The 14337-nt window shown below is 68.9% G+C and carries 22 protein-coding genes; 19 read left to right on the top strand and 3 right to left on the bottom strand.

Annotated elements, in window-relative coordinates:
- Positions 1 to 295 precede the first annotated feature (295 nt).
- From FHX71_RS23095 to FHX71_RS23080, 4 genes are all read left to right on the top strand, one after another.
- A complete protein-coding gene (locus tag FHX71_RS23095; protein WP_182619728.1) occupies positions 296 to 481 on the top strand; it encodes a hypothetical protein in 186 nt (61 codons plus the stop codon).
- 77 nt (positions 482 to 558) lie between these two features.
- Positions 559 to 1314: a hypothetical protein gene (locus FHX71_RS23090; RefSeq protein WP_182619727.1), complete on the top strand. Its 756-nt coding sequence runs from the start codon at positions 559 to 561 to the stop codon at positions 1312 to 1314.
- A 250-nt stretch (positions 1315 to 1564) separates the two neighbouring features.
- Positions 1565 to 1921, top strand: coding sequence for a type II toxin-antitoxin system PemK/MazF family toxin (locus FHX71_RS23085; RefSeq protein ID WP_182619726.1), 357 nt, complete (start codon positions 1565 to 1567; stop codon positions 1919 to 1921).
- A 252-nt stretch (positions 1922 to 2173) separates the two neighbouring features.
- Complete coding sequence (locus FHX71_RS23080) at positions 2174 to 2515, top strand: hypothetical protein (RefSeq protein WP_182619725.1); 342 nt, start codon at positions 2174 to 2176, stop codon at positions 2513 to 2515.
- 7 nt (positions 2516 to 2522) lie between these two features.
- Here FHX71_RS23080 and FHX71_RS23075 read toward each other — a convergent pair whose 3' ends face one another.
- The 3 genes from FHX71_RS23075 to FHX71_RS23065 form a co-directional block, all read right to left on the bottom strand.
- Positions 2523 to 3044 (bottom strand): hypothetical protein, encoded by a 522-nt coding sequence (locus FHX71_RS23075; protein WP_182619724.1) that lies wholly within the window; start codon positions 3042 to 3044, stop codon positions 2523 to 2525.
- A 105-nt stretch (positions 3045 to 3149) separates the two neighbouring features.
- Positions 3150 to 3791 carry a bifunctional 4-hydroxy-2-oxoglutarate aldolase/2-dehydro-3-deoxy-phosphogluconate aldolase gene (locus FHX71_RS23070; protein WP_182619723.1) on the bottom strand — a complete coding sequence of 214 codons (642 nt, stop codon included), beginning with the start codon at positions 3789 to 3791 and terminating at the stop codon, positions 3150 to 3152.
- The gene (locus FHX71_RS23065; protein ID WP_182619722.1) at positions 3788 to 4633 is read right to left on the bottom strand and encodes a GntR family transcriptional regulator; all 846 of its coding nucleotides are present in this window, start codon (positions 4631 to 4633) and stop codon (positions 3788 to 3790) included. The genes FHX71_RS23070 and FHX71_RS23065 overlap by 4 nt, the downstream gene beginning before the upstream one ends.
- A gap of 219 nt (positions 4634 to 4852) precedes the next feature.
- On the opposite strand from FHX71_RS23065, the gene FHX71_RS23060 reads away from it, so the two are divergent.
- From FHX71_RS23060 to FHX71_RS22990, 15 genes are all read left to right on the top strand, one after another.
- Positions 4853 to 5110, top strand: a complete 258-nt coding sequence (locus tag FHX71_RS23060) for a hypothetical protein (RefSeq protein ID WP_182619721.1) — start codon at positions 4853 to 4855, stop codon at positions 5108 to 5110.
- Positions 5107 to 5409: a DUF6284 family protein gene (locus FHX71_RS23055; protein ID WP_182619720.1), complete on the top strand. Its 303-nt coding sequence runs from the start codon at positions 5107 to 5109 to the stop codon at positions 5407 to 5409. The genes FHX71_RS23060 and FHX71_RS23055 overlap by 4 nt, the downstream gene beginning before the upstream one ends.
- 12 nt (positions 5410 to 5421) lie before the next feature.
- Entirely contained in the window at positions 5422 to 5616 is a 195-nt protein-coding gene (locus FHX71_RS23050) for a hypothetical protein (protein ID WP_182619719.1), read from the top strand.
- A complete protein-coding gene (locus FHX71_RS30190) occupies positions 5613 to 7802 on the top strand; it encodes an FtsK/SpoIIIE domain-containing protein (protein ID WP_182619718.1) in 2190 nt (729 codons plus the stop codon). Before FHX71_RS23050 ends, FHX71_RS30190 begins: the two co-directional genes overlap by 4 nt.
- Before the next feature lie 3 nt (positions 7803 to 7805).
- On the top strand, positions 7806 to 7997 hold the full coding sequence (locus tag FHX71_RS23040) for a KOW motif-containing protein (RefSeq protein ID WP_182619717.1): 192 nt from the start codon (positions 7806 to 7808) through the stop codon (positions 7995 to 7997).
- 35 nt (positions 7998 to 8032) lie between these two features.
- Complete coding sequence (locus tag FHX71_RS23035) at positions 8033 to 9151, top strand: hypothetical protein (protein ID WP_182619716.1); 1119 nt, start codon at positions 8033 to 8035, stop codon at positions 9149 to 9151.
- Between the two features lie 55 nt (positions 9152 to 9206).
- On the top strand, positions 9207 to 9398 hold the full coding sequence (locus FHX71_RS23030; protein WP_182619715.1) for a hypothetical protein: 192 nt from the start codon (positions 9207 to 9209) through the stop codon (positions 9396 to 9398).
- A gap of 57 nt (positions 9399 to 9455) precedes the next feature.
- Complete coding sequence (locus tag FHX71_RS23025; RefSeq protein ID WP_182619714.1) at positions 9456 to 9677, top strand: hypothetical protein; 222 nt, start codon at positions 9456 to 9458, stop codon at positions 9675 to 9677.
- Positions 9678 to 9736: 59 nt separating this feature from the next.
- Entirely contained in the window at positions 9737 to 10105 is a 369-nt protein-coding gene (locus FHX71_RS23020) for a hypothetical protein (RefSeq protein ID WP_182619713.1), read from the top strand.
- Positions 10106 to 10249: 144 nt separating this feature from the next.
- Entirely contained in the window at positions 10250 to 10870 is a 621-nt protein-coding gene (locus FHX71_RS23015) for an NUDIX hydrolase (RefSeq protein ID WP_182619712.1), read from the top strand.
- Positions 10871 to 11002: 132 nt separating this feature from the next.
- Positions 11003 to 11152 (top strand): hypothetical protein, encoded by a 150-nt coding sequence (locus tag FHX71_RS23010; protein WP_182619711.1) that lies wholly within the window; start codon positions 11003 to 11005, stop codon positions 11150 to 11152.
- Positions 11153 to 11243: 91 nt separating this feature from the next.
- Complete coding sequence (locus tag FHX71_RS23005) at positions 11244 to 11528, top strand: hypothetical protein (RefSeq protein ID WP_182619710.1); 285 nt, start codon at positions 11244 to 11246, stop codon at positions 11526 to 11528.
- Between the two features lie 76 nt (positions 11529 to 11604).
- Positions 11605 to 12126, top strand: a complete 522-nt coding sequence (locus FHX71_RS23000) for a hypothetical protein (RefSeq protein ID WP_182619709.1) — start codon at positions 11605 to 11607, stop codon at positions 12124 to 12126.
- A gap of 21 nt (positions 12127 to 12147) precedes the next feature.
- Positions 12148 to 12654: a hypothetical protein gene (locus FHX71_RS22995; RefSeq protein ID WP_182619708.1), complete on the top strand. Its 507-nt coding sequence runs from the start codon at positions 12148 to 12150 to the stop codon at positions 12652 to 12654.
- Positions 12651 to 14330, top strand: a complete 1680-nt coding sequence (locus tag FHX71_RS22990; protein ID WP_182619707.1) for a DNA cytosine methyltransferase — start codon at positions 12651 to 12653, stop codon at positions 14328 to 14330. The genes FHX71_RS22995 and FHX71_RS22990 overlap by 4 nt, the downstream gene beginning before the upstream one ends.
- The last annotated feature ends 7 nt before the right edge of the window (positions 14331 to 14337 follow it).

Here is a 14337-nt window from a genome sequence, read left to right as displayed (position 1 = left end):
GCGGGTGACGGGAATCGAACCCGCGCTATCAGCTTGGGAACTGTGCTCGCCTACCTGTCGTCCGCTGTTTGGCGCGCGTTCGAGCGGCCAGGAGCGGCCACGAGTCGCCCCCTGTGGCCTGGGGTAATGGCACGCCGATGGCACGACGTCGAGTGGTATCCCACGGGGCGTCGGGTGAACTTGGGGGTGAAGAGGTAGGTCCGCGTGGCCTGGGGCCGTTTGGGGAAGGCTACTTGTCGTACTTTCGACAGCGACACCTTGCTGCGCACCGTGCGTGCAGGGGAGAGGAGCGACCATGGCTGTCAACGTCGACAAGGGTCTGACCACTGCCAAGACCTACGAGAGCGGGCAACGGGTGACCGTGGACAGCGGACACCTGCTTGTGCAGAAGCTCAGTGAGACGAACCACTGGGTGAACGTCGCGATCCATGCCCCCGGCGAGTGGCGGCGAGCGGTCGTCACTGAGGCGAAGCAGCCCTGATCTAGTTCACCTCGCTTTCAGCGAAGTCCGTGCCCTAGGTCACTGCGTTCAGGCGGCGTTGGATGTAGCCTGCGACCATGCCTCAGATGTGGACCGTCTCCCACCGTCTCCGGTGGACGCCGATCCTGACCTTCGGGATGAGGAGGCTGCGTCTGCTGGAGTGGCTTGAGAAGAACACTAGCCCTGTGGCCTTTGCCGACGAGGGGGAAGGCCACATCGGCATCTCACTGGTTGACCGAAGCCTCAAGCTCGTAATTGGTCGCAGCCATGCGGATATTTCGAGCAGCGCCGCGGACCTCAGCATCGACAACCTTGAGCCTGCGTTGGCCGGGTTGTTCGAGGTCTTCGAGCCGGAAAGTTGCGTACTGACGGCAACGGACTCTGTCTGGACTAGCGAGATCGACTCCACCGACTACAACGAAGAGCGGGCAGGGCTCGCGTCCGCGATGACCGGTGTGATGGGTAGTCGCGCAGGGTTCCGAGCTGTTGACGCTTCTGCCCTGGTCGACTTCGAGTCGATGGAGCACACGGCGCAGGTCGAGTTCGGGATCATCGATGACAAGGAGCTACGGGACCGCCTCAGTGACCCGCGGATGGGACGGATCAGCGGTCGCCGGCCCGTCTACGAGGGCTTGTTCCCGGAGCAGGTTCCATCTGTCGCGCTCCTCGCGGACGTGGCGCTACGGCGCAAGGTCGGTGGAACGGTTACAAGTGCGCAGGACGTTATAACTAGTGCGGCAGACGAAGTCCGTACGATCGATAGCATCGTCTCGATGCTCGTCGACGGACAGGGGAAGGGAAGGGATTCAGGTGAGCACATTCAAACTGGCTGAGCGCATTGACTGCGTCGATGGAGACACAGCGAGTGCGTGGGTTGATGTGGTTCCGCCTGCGGAGACGCGTACGCAGCCCAGGGCACCCGGCGTAGTCCTCTCGATCGCTGCTGCCCGAAACCGCTATAACCGAGGAGTCGTCGAAGAGGTAGAGGTCGACGAGTCGGAGCTTGCACCGATCGGCGAAGTCGACCGCGACATGGCGGACTACTTTGACTCGGTGTGGGACCGCTGATTCGGCCTCCGATTCGTGACGAAGTTCGCGCGCGGGCAGGTGTGGCGTGCAGATGTGCCGTTCAACGACGAGCCCGCAGCTGGTAAGTACCGGCCGGTGGTCGTGATTGGGATCTCCAAGTTCGGCAACGACGAAGATGGTGTCCTGCTGGTCGTACCAGTTACCAGCTTTGGCGACGGCGGCTCTCCGAGGAACGGCGATGTAGTCATTGACGATCACAGTCAAGCAGGCTTGAAGGGCAGGTCCTGGGCTCGCGCGAGGCGCCTATGGGGCCTCAGCCCGCGCGCACTTGACGCACAGAAGGGCTCGACCGGCACTGTGTCTCCTGAAGTGATGTCGGCGATCCTGACTGAAGTTGAGAAGCTGTTCTAGGTCCGGCCGGGCTGGCGACGCTACTACTAGAGGCCCACTCTCGGGATGAGAGTGGGCCTCCGGCGTTGGTGGCGCGGCGGGACGAGCAGCTGACTACAAGCGCTGTTGCTGTCTGATGCCTGAGCCTGATCCGTATCGCGTGTAGTGCGAGGCCCCACCTCTTGCAGGTGGGGCCTCGTCATGGGGTCCCTCGGCTCCGTTTGCCCAGACCGGATAGCACCTGTGTTCGAATAGTGGTCCATACTGATACCCATGAACGGCACGGCCCATGTGGGCGACGCGGGGCGTGAGCGGGATAGGCAGGCGCAAGAGCGCCGGATCGCGTCGTGGCGTAAACATGGCCTGGAGGAGCGGGGATGGGCGGCTGAGCGTCTGATCGAACATCAGGGTCCGGCGTCGGTCCCGGCAGTCAAGCTGCCGCAGCCGATCCCCGCCCGATGCACCGCCCGTGCTTACGACGGCACTGTCGTGACGATGGTTGGAGAGGTCACCCATGTTCGCGGCCCGTGGCGGAGTTTCACCGCGGAGTATCCCGGCTGGGGCGAGTGGTCGGCCGTCGTGCATCGCGACGCGTGCGAGTACCTCGACCGGTGAGGTTCGCTCAATACTGGGCTATCTCCGCTGCCAACCCCATGAGGTCCATGAGTCGATCGCCGTCGATCCCTCGGGCAATGATGCCGGTCTGAACGCTCTCATCTTTCGAGGTCCACGATGCTTGCCCGCCGACCCCCTGACCTGTGGCCCACATTGGCGAATCCATCGAGCGGTGCCATGCGGTGGGCTCGTCGTACAGGTCATCAAGGATCGCGACGAAATCGAGCGGCGCGGGACCGCTAAGTGCTGCGATGTAGCCGGAGTAGTCCGTCTGCCACCAGCACGCTTCCACACCATCGCTGAGGCTCCGGTCATCGCGTTTGACGATTTCCGACCCGAGAAGTTCGGCGACCGCACTGGTGAAGGCTTCGCAGCGATCGCGAATGGTATGGATGGGCGTTGGATCGGCAGATGGTGACTGGGACGCGGCCGGGCTTGGTGCGGTGCTTACCAGCGGCTGTGCGCTACACCCGGTCACCATCATGACCACTGCGAGCGTTACGGCCGCCACCATTGGTGTGTGGTGCATGAGAACAGCATGCATTAACAGCAATGGCCCATCCGGGAGGATGGGCCATTGCTGTTAGAGGTTTTGAGATTAGAGCCCGCCGCCGACGCGAATGCGTCGACGCGACTACTCGGCACCCACGATGGCTAGCCACTCGCGCGCCGAGGTCCGGGCCGCGTTGTAGTCGCCGGTGTTCATGCTGTCGCCTACAAGGTCGGAGCCGACGCCGAGAGCGACAGCCCCGGCATCGAGCCACGCGCGGGCATCCTGCCGCGTGATCGTCCCGGTCGGCATGATTCCGGCGTCCGGCAGCGGTGGCAGGAGCTGACGAATGAACTTCGGGCTGTGCGAGCTGGCAGGGAAGAGCTTGACCACCTCGGCGCCCGCCTGGGTGGCCGCGTCGATCTCACTCGGAGTGAAGACCCCAGGAACGAACCCAATGCCGCGTTCCCGGGCGTATTCGATCACCGGCATTGACATGCTCGGAGCGACCAGGAAGCCCGCGCCGGCGTCGATCGCTCGCTGTGCGTCAGTGACGTTTCGCACCGTGCCGGCACCGACGTATCCGGTGTTCCCGAGGCGGCTTGCAATCTTCGTAACCACCGAAAGAACCTCTGGCCGGGCGATGGGAAATTCCAGCGCCCGAATTCCCTCGGACACCAGCACCTCAGCGACGTCGGCAAGGCGCTCAACGTCCGGCCCGCGCAGGATCGGGAGTAGCCGCGCGTCGCGTATCGCCTGTGCCGCGCTTGAGGGCCGCGTGGTCATGCCGCCGCCGAAATGGTCGCGAGCATCTTGGTTGCCTGGCTCTGCAGAGGCTCGCTGGACGCTGAGTTGTCGATGATGACGTGGTCCGCTGCTGGCTGGAATGCGAGGTCGATTCCCGCGATGTAGTCGTCCCAGTTCGAGAGTTTGCCCGTGTCGCGAGCAGCACCACGACGCTTCAGGTAGGTGTGCATCGTGGTTGCGTCGCAGCGCACCCAGACCAGGCTGAGCCCGACGCCCGCCGCGTTCAGGCGCGTGCCGATTCGTTCGATCCACGCAGCGTCCTGAAACTCACGGATGAACGGCGCTGTGGCGATGACCCCTACACCAACCTCGGCGTTCTCCTCAATGGTTGCAAGAAGCGCCTCGTACTCGAACGGGCGCACGTGCTCCAGGTATGTCTGTGACTCACGGTCGTGCGCCGGTCGCCCGAGCTCTTCGAGAAGCCTTTCGACGACGGCGCGCGTTGTCGTGTCCTTGTCCACGATGGCGGATCCCGTGACCCGAGACAGCACGCGGCTCAGCTCCGACTTGCCGCTACCCGCGTAGCCGCCGATCAGGAACACGTGCGGTCGGCGGGGCTTACCGCTCTCAGTTGGCGCTGTGATGCCGCTTCGAACGATGCGGCGAGAGCGGGAGATGGCCTCAACGAGACCGTCGGCTACGAGCTGTTCGATCGCCTTGCTCACCGTCCAGGCGCTTACGCCCATTTGCTCGGCCAGATCGCGCGACGAGGGCAACGCTGCACCGTCTCGGAGCCTGCCCGCTTCGATGTCGTTTCGGAGGATCCGCTCCACTCGTTCGAGCTTCTTGCCGCCAACGTCGTCGGCGCTGTACTGCGACATGTGACCTACCTCACATTGGAATCTCGCAACTGGCTGGTTTCGGCCTAACAACTGGCTGGTTACCGATCATCCACGCCTGAGCGCCCGCTGCCAAATCAGATGCGAGGGCACCAATCAGTTGACAGGTTGCCTCGCAACTTGCAAGGTTTCCTCTCAACAGGACTGTGACCCGGGACATAGATCCGGATCACAGTCACGACGAGGAAGCGAGGTAGTGAGATGTCTCAGCACCGCATCAGTGGTCTGGACGTAGCACGCAGGTACCTGTTCGAAGCCCAGGACGGCCTGAACAAGGCCGCCCGGGTCCTGACCCAGCACGGCACCACCGCTGACGGCCTCAAGGAGGACGGCCGTACGGCGGCGTCTCTGGCCCGGAAGGTCGAGGCCATGAAGGACCGGGTTCGCAAGGTCCACGAGGCCGCCCTTGCCGCTGAGCGTGGCAACGGTGGCAACGGTCGTCGGGGGTGGGGCTGGTGACCTACACCGACTACGCGGGGTTCGAGGTTGAGCCCACGTTCACCGACCTCGCGGCCATCGCCGCCGAGGAGCCGGTCATCTCGGCCGAGGTCGCCGTGGTGGACGCCGAGTGCCAGATGGCCGCTTCGCCCGGCCCGGCCGCGACCGAGGCTCACCGCCGCGCGGTGACCGCCCTGAACACGGTCATCCGGACCCGCGCCTCCCGCGCTACGTCTACGGCCCCGGTCTTCGGACTGGTCCAGCCGCTTTCCACGGCCCGCCGGGTCGTCATCCGCCCTGCCCACCGCACTGCCGCCTGAGAGGACACCCCAATGGCTATCTCCGTTATCGCGTTCATCTTCGCCGTCGTCGCGTTCTGCCTGTGCAAGTGGGGCCCGGAGCGCTGGGGACCGTCGCTGTTCATGGTCGCCACCGGCCTGATGCTGGCCGCTACGCCGGTCGGTCAGGACGCCTCGGTCATGATCCAGGAGCTGTTCAACAACATCTTCAGCGGGGTGCTGGCGTGACCACCCCCAACGAGCACGAGGGCGGTTACCCGCCTGACGACGCCTCGGAGATCGCGGAGCTGGAGGCGCTGCTCGCCCTGCCGAGCGGCCCGGAGGCCGTGGGCGAGTCCATCGCTGACGCGACCCTCAGTGGCGCTGACGCGAACACGCTGGACCAGGGTCGCGCTGCTTCCCCGTCGGTCGAGGTGGCCGGCGGGGAGGTGGGCGACGAGGACGACGAGTACGAGGACGACGACGCTCCGGGCGGTGTCCTGGCCCTGCTGGACGGTCTGCGGTCGCTGACCGGTCGTGCTCCGTCTGTTGCTCGCCGTGAGGTCGATCAGGCCACGTCGTGGCTGGGCTCGAACTGGGTCCTGATCCCGCTCTACCCGCTCATCGCTGTCGTTCTGGCCCCGTACGGTGCCGGTCTGCTCGCTCAGCGGCACTGGACCTGGGTGTGGGACCTGGACTACAAGACCCACCGCGCCGAGCGACGCAAGGCCGCCCGCGCCGCGGGGGAGGACGCGGAGATCCGCAAGGACTACGCGGCCCTGTTGCGGGCGCGGTGGTTCGCGACGGTCGGCCTGTCCCTGGCCGGGTTCGTGGGCGCGCTGCTGTTCATCCAGTTCACTCCGTGGTGGGCGACCTGGGCGGCCCTGTTCGCCCTGGTCGGCAGCATGGGCGGGTATGGCATTGCCCGGGCTCCGTGGCTGGCCAAGGCCACGGGCCGCAAGGCCAAGGCCCCGACGATCACGATCCCGTTCGTCACCGAGGCCCTGGCCACGCTCGGGATCTCTCCGGAGCCGTCCAAGCGCGGCCTGCCCGGCCTGGAGATCCTGGGCATGCGGACCCTGCGCGGCGGCGTCGAGGTCCTGGTGGACCTGCCCCCGGGCAAGACCGCCGAGGACGTCGTCAAGCTGCGCAACCGCCTGGCCTCCGCGCTGCGCCGGCAGAAGGGCTGCGTGTGGCCCTCGGGCGACACCGAGGTGCACGAGGCACGCCTGGTTCTGTTCATCTCGGACAAGCCCTTGCACAAGCGCGACGCCGTGAAGTGGAAGCACGCCAAGTCCGGGGCGACCAACGTGTTCGAGCCCATCGCCCTGGCCGAGGACGTCCGCCACCGCGACGTGACCGCCACGCTGATGTTCAACTCCGGGATCATCGGCGCCGTCCCCCGCATGGGCAAGACCCTCGCGCTGCGGACCATCGGCATGGCGATGGCCCTGGACCCGCGTGTGGAGATCCACGCCTACGACCTCAAGGCCACCGGCGACCTGGACTCGCTCGGGCCGATCGCGCACGCCCTGCGCGTGGGCGACTCCACCGATGACATGAAGTTCATCCGGGACGACCTCAAGCGGCTCGTCGAGGACCGCGCCCGCCGCGCCGCGACGATCCGTGGCCTGTCGGTCAAGGAAAAGAAGATCACCAGCGACATCGCAGACCAGCACGAGCTGGGGCTGCACCCGATCGGAATCCTGATCGACGAGTGCCACATCGCGTTCACCGACGCCACGTACGGCAAGGAGATCGCGGCCCTGTGTGAGGACCTGGTCAAGCGTGGTCCCGCTACCGGGATCATGCTCTGGCTCGCCACCCAGGAGCCGAACAACGACATGATCCCCGCGTCGATCTCGCGGGCCTGCACCTACCGGTGGTGCCTGATGGTCATGGACTGGCGCGCCAACGACGTCGTCCTCGGTAACGGGGCGCACGCCGCCGGGTTCGCCGCGAACAACTTCACCACCAACGACAAGGGCCTTGCCTACTTCCGGGGCGAGGGCGAGTCCCCGGCCCTGGTCCGTGGCGCGTACATCGACATCCCGACCTCGGAAAAGATCGTCGAGCGTGCCCTGATCGCCCGCACCGAGGGCGGCTGGCTCTCGGGCATGGCCGCTGGGGAGATCGCCGCCGACGACGACCGGTCCACGATCCTGCACCACCTGATCGCGGTCTGGCCCGAGAACGACCCCGCCTGGCCCAACGGGAAGGTCTGGTCCGAGGTGCTGGCCGAGCGCCTGGCCGAGCACAAGCCGACCCTCTACGACGGCTGGAACGCCACCCAGGTCAACTCAGCCGCCCGCCGCCACGGCGTCAAGGCCCGCGACGTCAAGGGCCGCCACAACGGCACCGAGGGCACCCGCAAGGGCCTGGTCCGCGCCGAGATCGTCACCGAGCTGGGCACCGACACCACCACGGAGGACTGACCCATGAGCACGTTCAGCGTCAAGGCCAAGGTCCGGGTCACGGCCGGGCCGTCCCGGGGACAGGTCGGACGCGTCGTGGACGTGGACGACACCCGCGTGGACGACGGCAGCGACCCGTACGTCTACCTGGTCCAGCTCGCCCGGCCTACCCGCCTGATCACCCTGACCGCCGCCCAGATGGAACGCGCCCGATGAGCGGGCACCACCCCACACACGAGAGGAGCACCACCATGAGCACCAACACCACCGATGCACCGCGGCGCGGGTCGCGCCGCCTGGTTCTGGGCGGAGCCGTCTCCGTCGCCGTCATCTCGACCGTGTCCGCCTACCTCGCCATGGTCGGGTTCGGGAGCGACGTCCTGGGCATGGACCAGGCCACCGCGTACACCACCGCCGGGGTGTTCGAGCTGTCGCTCGTGACCGTCGCTCTGCTGGCCCGGGAGGCCGCCCGGGACAACCGGCCGGGCGGCACCCTGCTGACCCTGACGTGGGCGCTGTCCACGGCGTCCGGTGTGTTCGCCGCATGGCACGAGGTCTACCTCGGGCACCCGGCCGGCGCGGTCCTCTTCCGGTTCGTCGTGCCCCTGCTGGCCGCCTTGATGTGGCACCTCGCCCTCATCGGTGACCGCCACCTCGCGTCCGGGAACACCTGGGCGAGCATCCGGCAGTCCATGCGGATGCACGCTCTGTTCCTGACCACGGAGGACGCTGTCCGGGCGCACGCCGCCGACGACGGCACCCCCGCCGCCCGCCGTGCGATCGAGCGTGCCGAGGCTCGCCGCCGGGCCGCTCGCGCTGTCGCTCTCAAGTCGGTTCCCCCGGCCGAGATGCGCACCCGGACCGTGGAGTGGATGGACTCGCTGTCCGCCGTCGCGGACGCCGTGACCGATGTGGCCCGCTTGCACGTCGAGGCGAACAACCGCGTTGCCGGACACCTCGCCGCCCCGGTCGTGTCCGGGCCGGACTACGAGGACAAGGCGGCCGACGCTGTCCGGGCCGAGGTCGCGGACATCCTGGCGGACACCGAGGCGGACACCGACCGCCTGTCCGCCACCCCGGCGGCCGGACAGGACACGCCCCGTGTCCGGGCCAACGTCCGCGCCGCTGTCCGGCCCAAGTCGCCTCGAACCGTCCGCCCGGCGGCGTCGGCCGGTGACCGGGCTGTCCGCCGGGACATCGTGTCCGGCCTGCTGTCCACCAGCCCGGCCGCGACCGCCAGTGACGCCCTGGCCGCGCTGTCCGACGCCGGGCACCACGTGACCGACCGGACGGCGCGCCGCCTGCTGGCCGAGCTCCGCCCGGCCACGGACAGCGCCACCGACACGGACAGCGACGCCGAGGCGGCCTGACACGTCCTGATCTACCTGCCCGCCGTCGAACACCACCCTTAAGGGAGCACCCGCCATGGTCAAGATCACCGCCCCGAACATGCTCGCCGCCCAGGGCGCCAAGCTCACCAAGGCACAGCTCGCCGCCCTGCGCGCCAAGGCCGACCGGCGACGCGCCAAGCACGGCGACTTCGGCCCCGAGGCGATCGACGTCCCCGTGTACGACCACCAGGGCGCCCTCATCGGCCACATGCGCTACACGCTCTGATCCACCACCGACCGACCGACCGCCGTCACCGTCACCGTGATCAGGAGGAGAACCACGATGAGCAACACCGACCGCATCCGGCAGGCACAGCGGGCCTACGACCAGGCCGCCGCCCGGAGCAAGGAGCTCGGCCGGATCCACGACCGCGCCGACGATGCCCTCACCGCCGGGAAGACCAGCCAGGTCAAGGTCTGGAAGGCGTGGCAGGACTTCCTCGCCAGCGTCGAGGTGATGAACGCCGCCAAGAGCGCGCTGGACCAGGCCAAGGCGGGCCGGTGACCAGCTACCCGACGTGAACCTGCCTGTCCCCGCGCCCGTCCCCGAATCTGGAGGAAGCCATGAGCACCACCACAGAGCAGATGGACCCGCAGGAGTACGCCGCACTGGTCCGGGACGCAAACGCCCTGGTCAACGCCATCGAGACGGGCATCACCCGCACAGGGTTCGTGTTCGTCTCGGCCTCGGCCCTCACCGTCGCCCACCTGGCGTTCGGCCTGGCCCCGGTGGCTCAGGTGCTCGCCGCCGTCGCCGCCCTCGCGTTCCTCGCCGCCGTCGTCCTGGTCGTGACCAGGATCAGCCTCGGCCCCGTCCCGGAGCCCCTGCCCGAGGGTCCCGAGGCCGCGACGGGGGTAGCGCAGGTAGCGCAGAGCCCCGCTACCGGTAGCGGCAGCGCTACCGCCGAAAACCGCGTGATTCCAACGAAGTAGCGCGGTAGCGGCCCTCCCGCTACCCCCTCGAAACACACTCCGCACCCCACTTCCAGGGCACGCCGGCCCCGCTACCGCTACCGACGCGCCCCTACCCCACCCATGCCAAAAACAGGCCGTACGACGGCCCGAGAGGAACCCCTGATGAGCACCGCACGCGAGTACAACACCACCACCCCGCATGGCCCCGACACCACCGACCCCCGCGTCATCGACTGGGCCGAGCGTCAGGCCCGCGCCCTGGTCCCGTTCGACGTCGTGGACGGCCTGCCCGTCAACCCCCTGACCACCGACCTTCCCGAGGGGCGGGGCGGCCTGTGGCACTGGGGTGAAGCGGTCGCTGTCGATGCCGCTGTCCTGTCGTTCGGGCGCGGCTCGGACCGAAGCCGGTGCCTGCTCATGGTCGAACGCACCGACGGCCACGGCTGGGCACTGCCCGGCGGGATGCTCGACCCCGGCGAGAGCCCACGGCAGGCCATGGCCCGCGAGGTCGGTGAAGAGACCACGCTGCGTGTCGACCCCAACGACGCGGTGATGTGGTCGGCCCGCGCCGTGCCCGACCCGCGTGCCGGGGCCAACGCATGGATGGTGACCGTCCCGTTCGTCATCCCGCTGTTCACCCGCCCCACGGTGCGCGGGATGGATGACGCCCGCCTGGCGGCATGGATGCCCGCCGAGGACTTCACCACCCTGACCGCCGCCCTCGGCACTGGTCGTGTCTTCCCCGCCCACGTCGAGCTGATCCGCGAGGTCCTGGCCCGCTGACACGCCCTCTCGCCGCCCGGCCCCGGCGTCGGGCGGCGGGAGAGCGCGGCAGACCCGCCACGCCACCCCACCCATGGAGGAACCCACATGTCCCGGATCAATCGGCCAACACGCAGATGGCTCCTGATTCCCGTGTCCGATGCCGGACACCCCGGCATCCGCTACGCGGCCATCGCGCCCGGCTGCGACTACCAGCCCCACGACAGCACCCGCTGCGGCTGCCGCCGGTTCGACGACGAGACCGACGCCGAGCGCTACATCCGCGACCAGAGGCGCCGCTGACGCACCCTCTCGGCGCCCGGCCCGGCGTCGGGCGGCGGGAGAGCGCGGCAGATGCCACGCGACCAGGAACACCACCGGAGGAACAGCACCCATGAGCAACGACATCAAGCGAGCACAGCGCGACCTGGACAACGCCCGCAAGCGCGTCGAGGAGACCGCCAAGGCGTGGCGTGACGCGCTGCGGACCAAGGCCCCGGCCGGGCAGACCGCCAAGGCCAAGGCCCTCAACACCCGGGCGATCGAGGACGAGATGAAGGCAGAGGAGGCCCTCAAGCGAGCGATCGAGCGCACCACCGGGACCGTCGTGAACATCTCGCGCGGCGGCACGGTCGGCATCCAGGCCCACACCATCAACGGCGGCTACTACCGCAACTGATCCAGCCCCGCCGTCCGGCCCACGGGCCGGGCGGCGGCCCCCAGGTCCCACCACCGAACCAGGAAGGAAGTGCGTCATGACCACCACCACGCCCGCCGCAGGTCGCACCTACGACCCACAGGTCATCGCCGCGTGGCTGCACGGCTACGACACCGGCGAGGGCGTCGGCTGCGCCCTCGGGACCCGGGACGCTTGGAAGAAGGGCTACGACGCCGGGCACGCCGCCGGGATCGAGGATGCCCTACGGCAGATCGACGCCGAGGCCGAGGCGGCAGCCGAAGAGCACCACGAGCGCGTCGGAGCCGAGCTGCGCCGGCGCACGAACTCGCCCGCGTTCGACGAGCTGTGCGACCAGCGCGCCGCCACGGCCGACGAGCACGGCCATGCCGAGGCCGCCGCCGTCGAGCGTGCCCGGGCCGCCCGGCAGCGCTGGCTGCTGCGGGCCAACGGCGTCGTGCCCATCCACACCGCGACCGGGCACGTGTACCCCGCCAACTGGCCCGAGTCCGAGCGGTACTGCGCCCACGCCGTCACCGTCGCGACGGGCACGCCTGCACGTCCCGCTGTCACCGCTTCCCCTGCCGCCGCGGCGGCCTGACCACCGATCGAGGAGCACGCCATGACCGCTCGCACCGTCCCGCCGTCGCTGTCCGACCCGTACGAGGCCGCCGACTGGCTCCTGTCCCGGCACGACTGGCCCCGTCAGCTCGTGGCCCGTGTCGTGCTGCCGGGGGAGGACCGGCCGCACTGGCTGGACCAGCTCGCCGACGCCTACACCGACCTCGCCGCCCACACCACCGCGTGGGCACGCTACGAGGCCACCCACCGCCAGCCCGGCACCTACGCGACCGACGCCGACTGGGACGCCTGGCAGGCCGCCGGACCCACCCCGTCCGACGCCGCCCACGCCCTGGCCGTCATGTCCGGTGGGGAGCAGCGCATGTGCCGCCTGATCGCCACCCTGCACCCCACCGACCGCGCCCACGGCTGGCACCTTGCCGACCTCCAGTTCGACGAGCGCGGCGCTGCGTTCTTCCTCGACTGGACCCTCGTCGCCCTGACCGCCCTGGCCTGGGAGCCCACCGCCCGCACTGCCCTGCACACCCTGATGGAGGTCACCCGATGAGCAACCTGACCATGACCGACCTGTTCTGCGGCGCCGGCGGATCCTCCACCGGAGCTGTCACCGTCCCCGGAGTCACGGTGCGGCTGGCAGCGAACCACTGGGACAAGGCCGTCGCCACGCACAACGAGAACCACCCCACCACCGACCACCTCCAGGCCGACATCTCCAACACCGACCCCCGCTACGTCCCGACCACGGACCTGCTGTGGGCGTCCCCGGAGTGCACGAACCACTCCCGGGCCAAGGGCCGCAAGCTGCACACCCAGCCCGACCTCTTCGGCGACGTCCTGCCCGACGAGGCCACCCAGCGGTCCCGGGCGACGATGTGGGACGTCGTGCGGTTCACCGAGACCCACAACTACCGCGCCGTCATCGTCGAGAACGTCGTCGAGGTCGCCGACTGGTCCTCACCCACGGGCATCCGTGGCGGCCTGTTCGACGCCTGGCTCGCTGCCATGCACTCCATGGGCTACCGGCACCGGATCATCTCTCTGAACAGCATGCACGCCCAGGCCGGGGGACTGCCCGCCCCGCAGTCCCGCGACCGCGTCTACATCGCGTTCTGGCGGGCAGGGGAGCGCGCCCCGGACTTCGAGCACATGCTCCGCCCGGCCGCGTACTGCCCGACCTGTGACGAGGTGGTCCAGGCCCGGCAGTGGTGGAAGCGCGGCAACGGTGACCGCCCGGGCCGCTACCGGTCGCAGTACCTCTACCGCTGCCCCAACACGAGGTGCCGTAACGCCGTCGTCGAGCCCGCCTGGCTGCCCGCCGCGTCGGTCATCGACTGGACCCTCCCCGGGGTGCGGATCGGGGAGCGGGAGTCCCTGGGGCTCAAGCCGCTGGCCGACAAGACCCGGCGTCGGATCGCGGCCGGGATCGCCCGCTACTGGTCCCCGTTCCACCTGGAGGCCGGGGGCAACACGTACGACGCGGCCGACCCCAAGCACGTCTCCCACGGCGACCCGAACGCGTACTACCGCGCCTGGTCCACCGCCGACGTGCTCAAGACCCTGCACACCATCGAGTCCAAGGCCCTGGCCATCCCCGTCGAGGGCCGCGACGGCAAGCACGCCCAGACCATGGGGCAGCCGCTACGCACCCAGACCACGCGTCTCGAGACGGCCATGGTCGCCCCGTTCATCGCCGAGCTGCGCGGCGGCGGCTCCACCGCCCGGTCTGCCGGTGACCCGCTCGCGACGGTCACGGCGTCGGGCAACCACCACGGTCTGGTGACCCCGGCTGGCGGGACGTGGAACGACGACGCCCGCCCCACCACCGCGGCGCTGCGGACCTTGCACACCCGCGACGCGTACGCCCTGGTGATGCGGAACAACTCCGGGGGAGCGGAGATGACAACCCCGGCCGGGGAGCCGCTGCGGACCCTGACCGCCGCGGGGCACCAGTCGGTCATCACGCCGGGCGAGCTGGCCGCCGCCGAGGCCCGGGTGGATGACTGCACGTTCCGGATGCTGGAGCCGTCCGAGGTCAAGCAGGGCATGGCCTTCCCGGGCGACTACGTCATGGTCGGCAACCGCCGCGAACAGGTCCGCCTCGCCGGCAACGCCGTCACCCCGCCCGCCGCCCGCGACCTGATCGCCACGCTCGCCGCCGCGATCACTGGCGAGCACCACACGACCGAGCCCGTCTACGTCATGCCCACCGGCCTCGCGGCCTGACAGGAGG

Origin of the sequence: Promicromonospora sukumoe (assembly GCF_014137995.1) — a bacterium.
In the GTDB taxonomy this organism is placed as follows: domain Bacteria; phylum Actinomycetota; class Actinomycetes; order Actinomycetales; family Cellulomonadaceae; genus Promicromonospora; species Promicromonospora sukumoe.
Note: the sequence above shows the minus strand (reverse complement) of the source record. Positions and strands in the feature narration are given on the sequence as shown.

Excerpts from the sequence above, each read along its gene's own strand:
- FHX71_RS23095 (WP_182619728.1), top strand. The coding sequence starts at position 296 with ATGGCTGTCAACGTCGACAAGGGTCTGACCACTGCCAAGACCTACGAG.
- FHX71_RS22995 (WP_182619708.1), top strand. The coding sequence starts at position 12,148 with ATGACCGCTCGCACCGTCCCGCCGTCGCTGTCCGACCCGTACGAGGCC.
- FHX71_RS23090 (WP_182619727.1), top strand. The coding sequence starts at position 559 with ATGCCTCAGATGTGGACCGTCTCCCACCGTCTCCGGTGGACGCCGATC.
- FHX71_RS23050 (WP_182619719.1), top strand. The coding sequence starts at position 5,422 with ATGGCTATCTCCGTTATCGCGTTCATCTTCGCCGTCGTCGCGTTCTGC.
- FHX71_RS23020 (WP_182619713.1), top strand. The coding sequence starts at position 9,737 with ATGAGCACCACCACAGAGCAGATGGACCCGCAGGAGTACGCCGCACTG.
- FHX71_RS23060 (WP_182619721.1), top strand. The coding sequence starts at position 4,853 with ATGTCTCAGCACCGCATCAGTGGTCTGGACGTAGCACGCAGGTACCTG.
- FHX71_RS23065 (WP_182619722.1), bottom strand. The coding sequence starts at position 4,633 with ATGTCGCAGTACAGCGCCGACGACGTTGGCGGCAAGAAGCTCGAACGA.
- FHX71_RS23005 (WP_182619710.1), top strand. The coding sequence starts at position 11,244 with ATGAGCAACGACATCAAGCGAGCACAGCGCGACCTGGACAACGCCCGC.
- FHX71_RS23025 (WP_182619714.1), top strand. The coding sequence starts at position 9,456 with ATGAGCAACACCGACCGCATCCGGCAGGCACAGCGGGCCTACGACCAG.
- FHX71_RS23015 (WP_182619712.1), top strand. The coding sequence starts at position 10,250 with ATGAGCACCGCACGCGAGTACAACACCACCACCCCGCATGGCCCCGAC.
- FHX71_RS23035 (WP_182619716.1), top strand. The coding sequence starts at position 8,033 with ATGAGCACCAACACCACCGATGCACCGCGGCGCGGGTCGCGCCGCCTG.
- FHX71_RS23030 (WP_182619715.1), top strand. The coding sequence starts at position 9,207 with ATGGTCAAGATCACCGCCCCGAACATGCTCGCCGCCCAGGGCGCCAAG.
- FHX71_RS23070 (WP_182619723.1), bottom strand. The coding sequence starts at position 3,791 with ATGACCACGCGGCCCTCAAGCGCGGCACAGGCGATACGCGACGCGCGG.
- FHX71_RS23075 (WP_182619724.1), bottom strand. The coding sequence starts at position 3,044 with ATGCACCACACACCAATGGTGGCGGCCGTAACGCTCGCAGTGGTCATG.
- FHX71_RS22990 (WP_182619707.1), top strand. The coding sequence starts at position 12,651 with ATGAGCAACCTGACCATGACCGACCTGTTCTGCGGCGCCGGCGGATCC.
- FHX71_RS23080 (WP_182619725.1), top strand. The coding sequence starts at position 2,174 with ATGAACGGCACGGCCCATGTGGGCGACGCGGGGCGTGAGCGGGATAGG.
- FHX71_RS23040 (WP_182619717.1), top strand. The coding sequence starts at position 7,806 with ATGAGCACGTTCAGCGTCAAGGCCAAGGTCCGGGTCACGGCCGGGCCG.
- FHX71_RS23000 (WP_182619709.1), top strand. The coding sequence starts at position 11,605 with ATGACCACCACCACGCCCGCCGCAGGTCGCACCTACGACCCACAGGTC.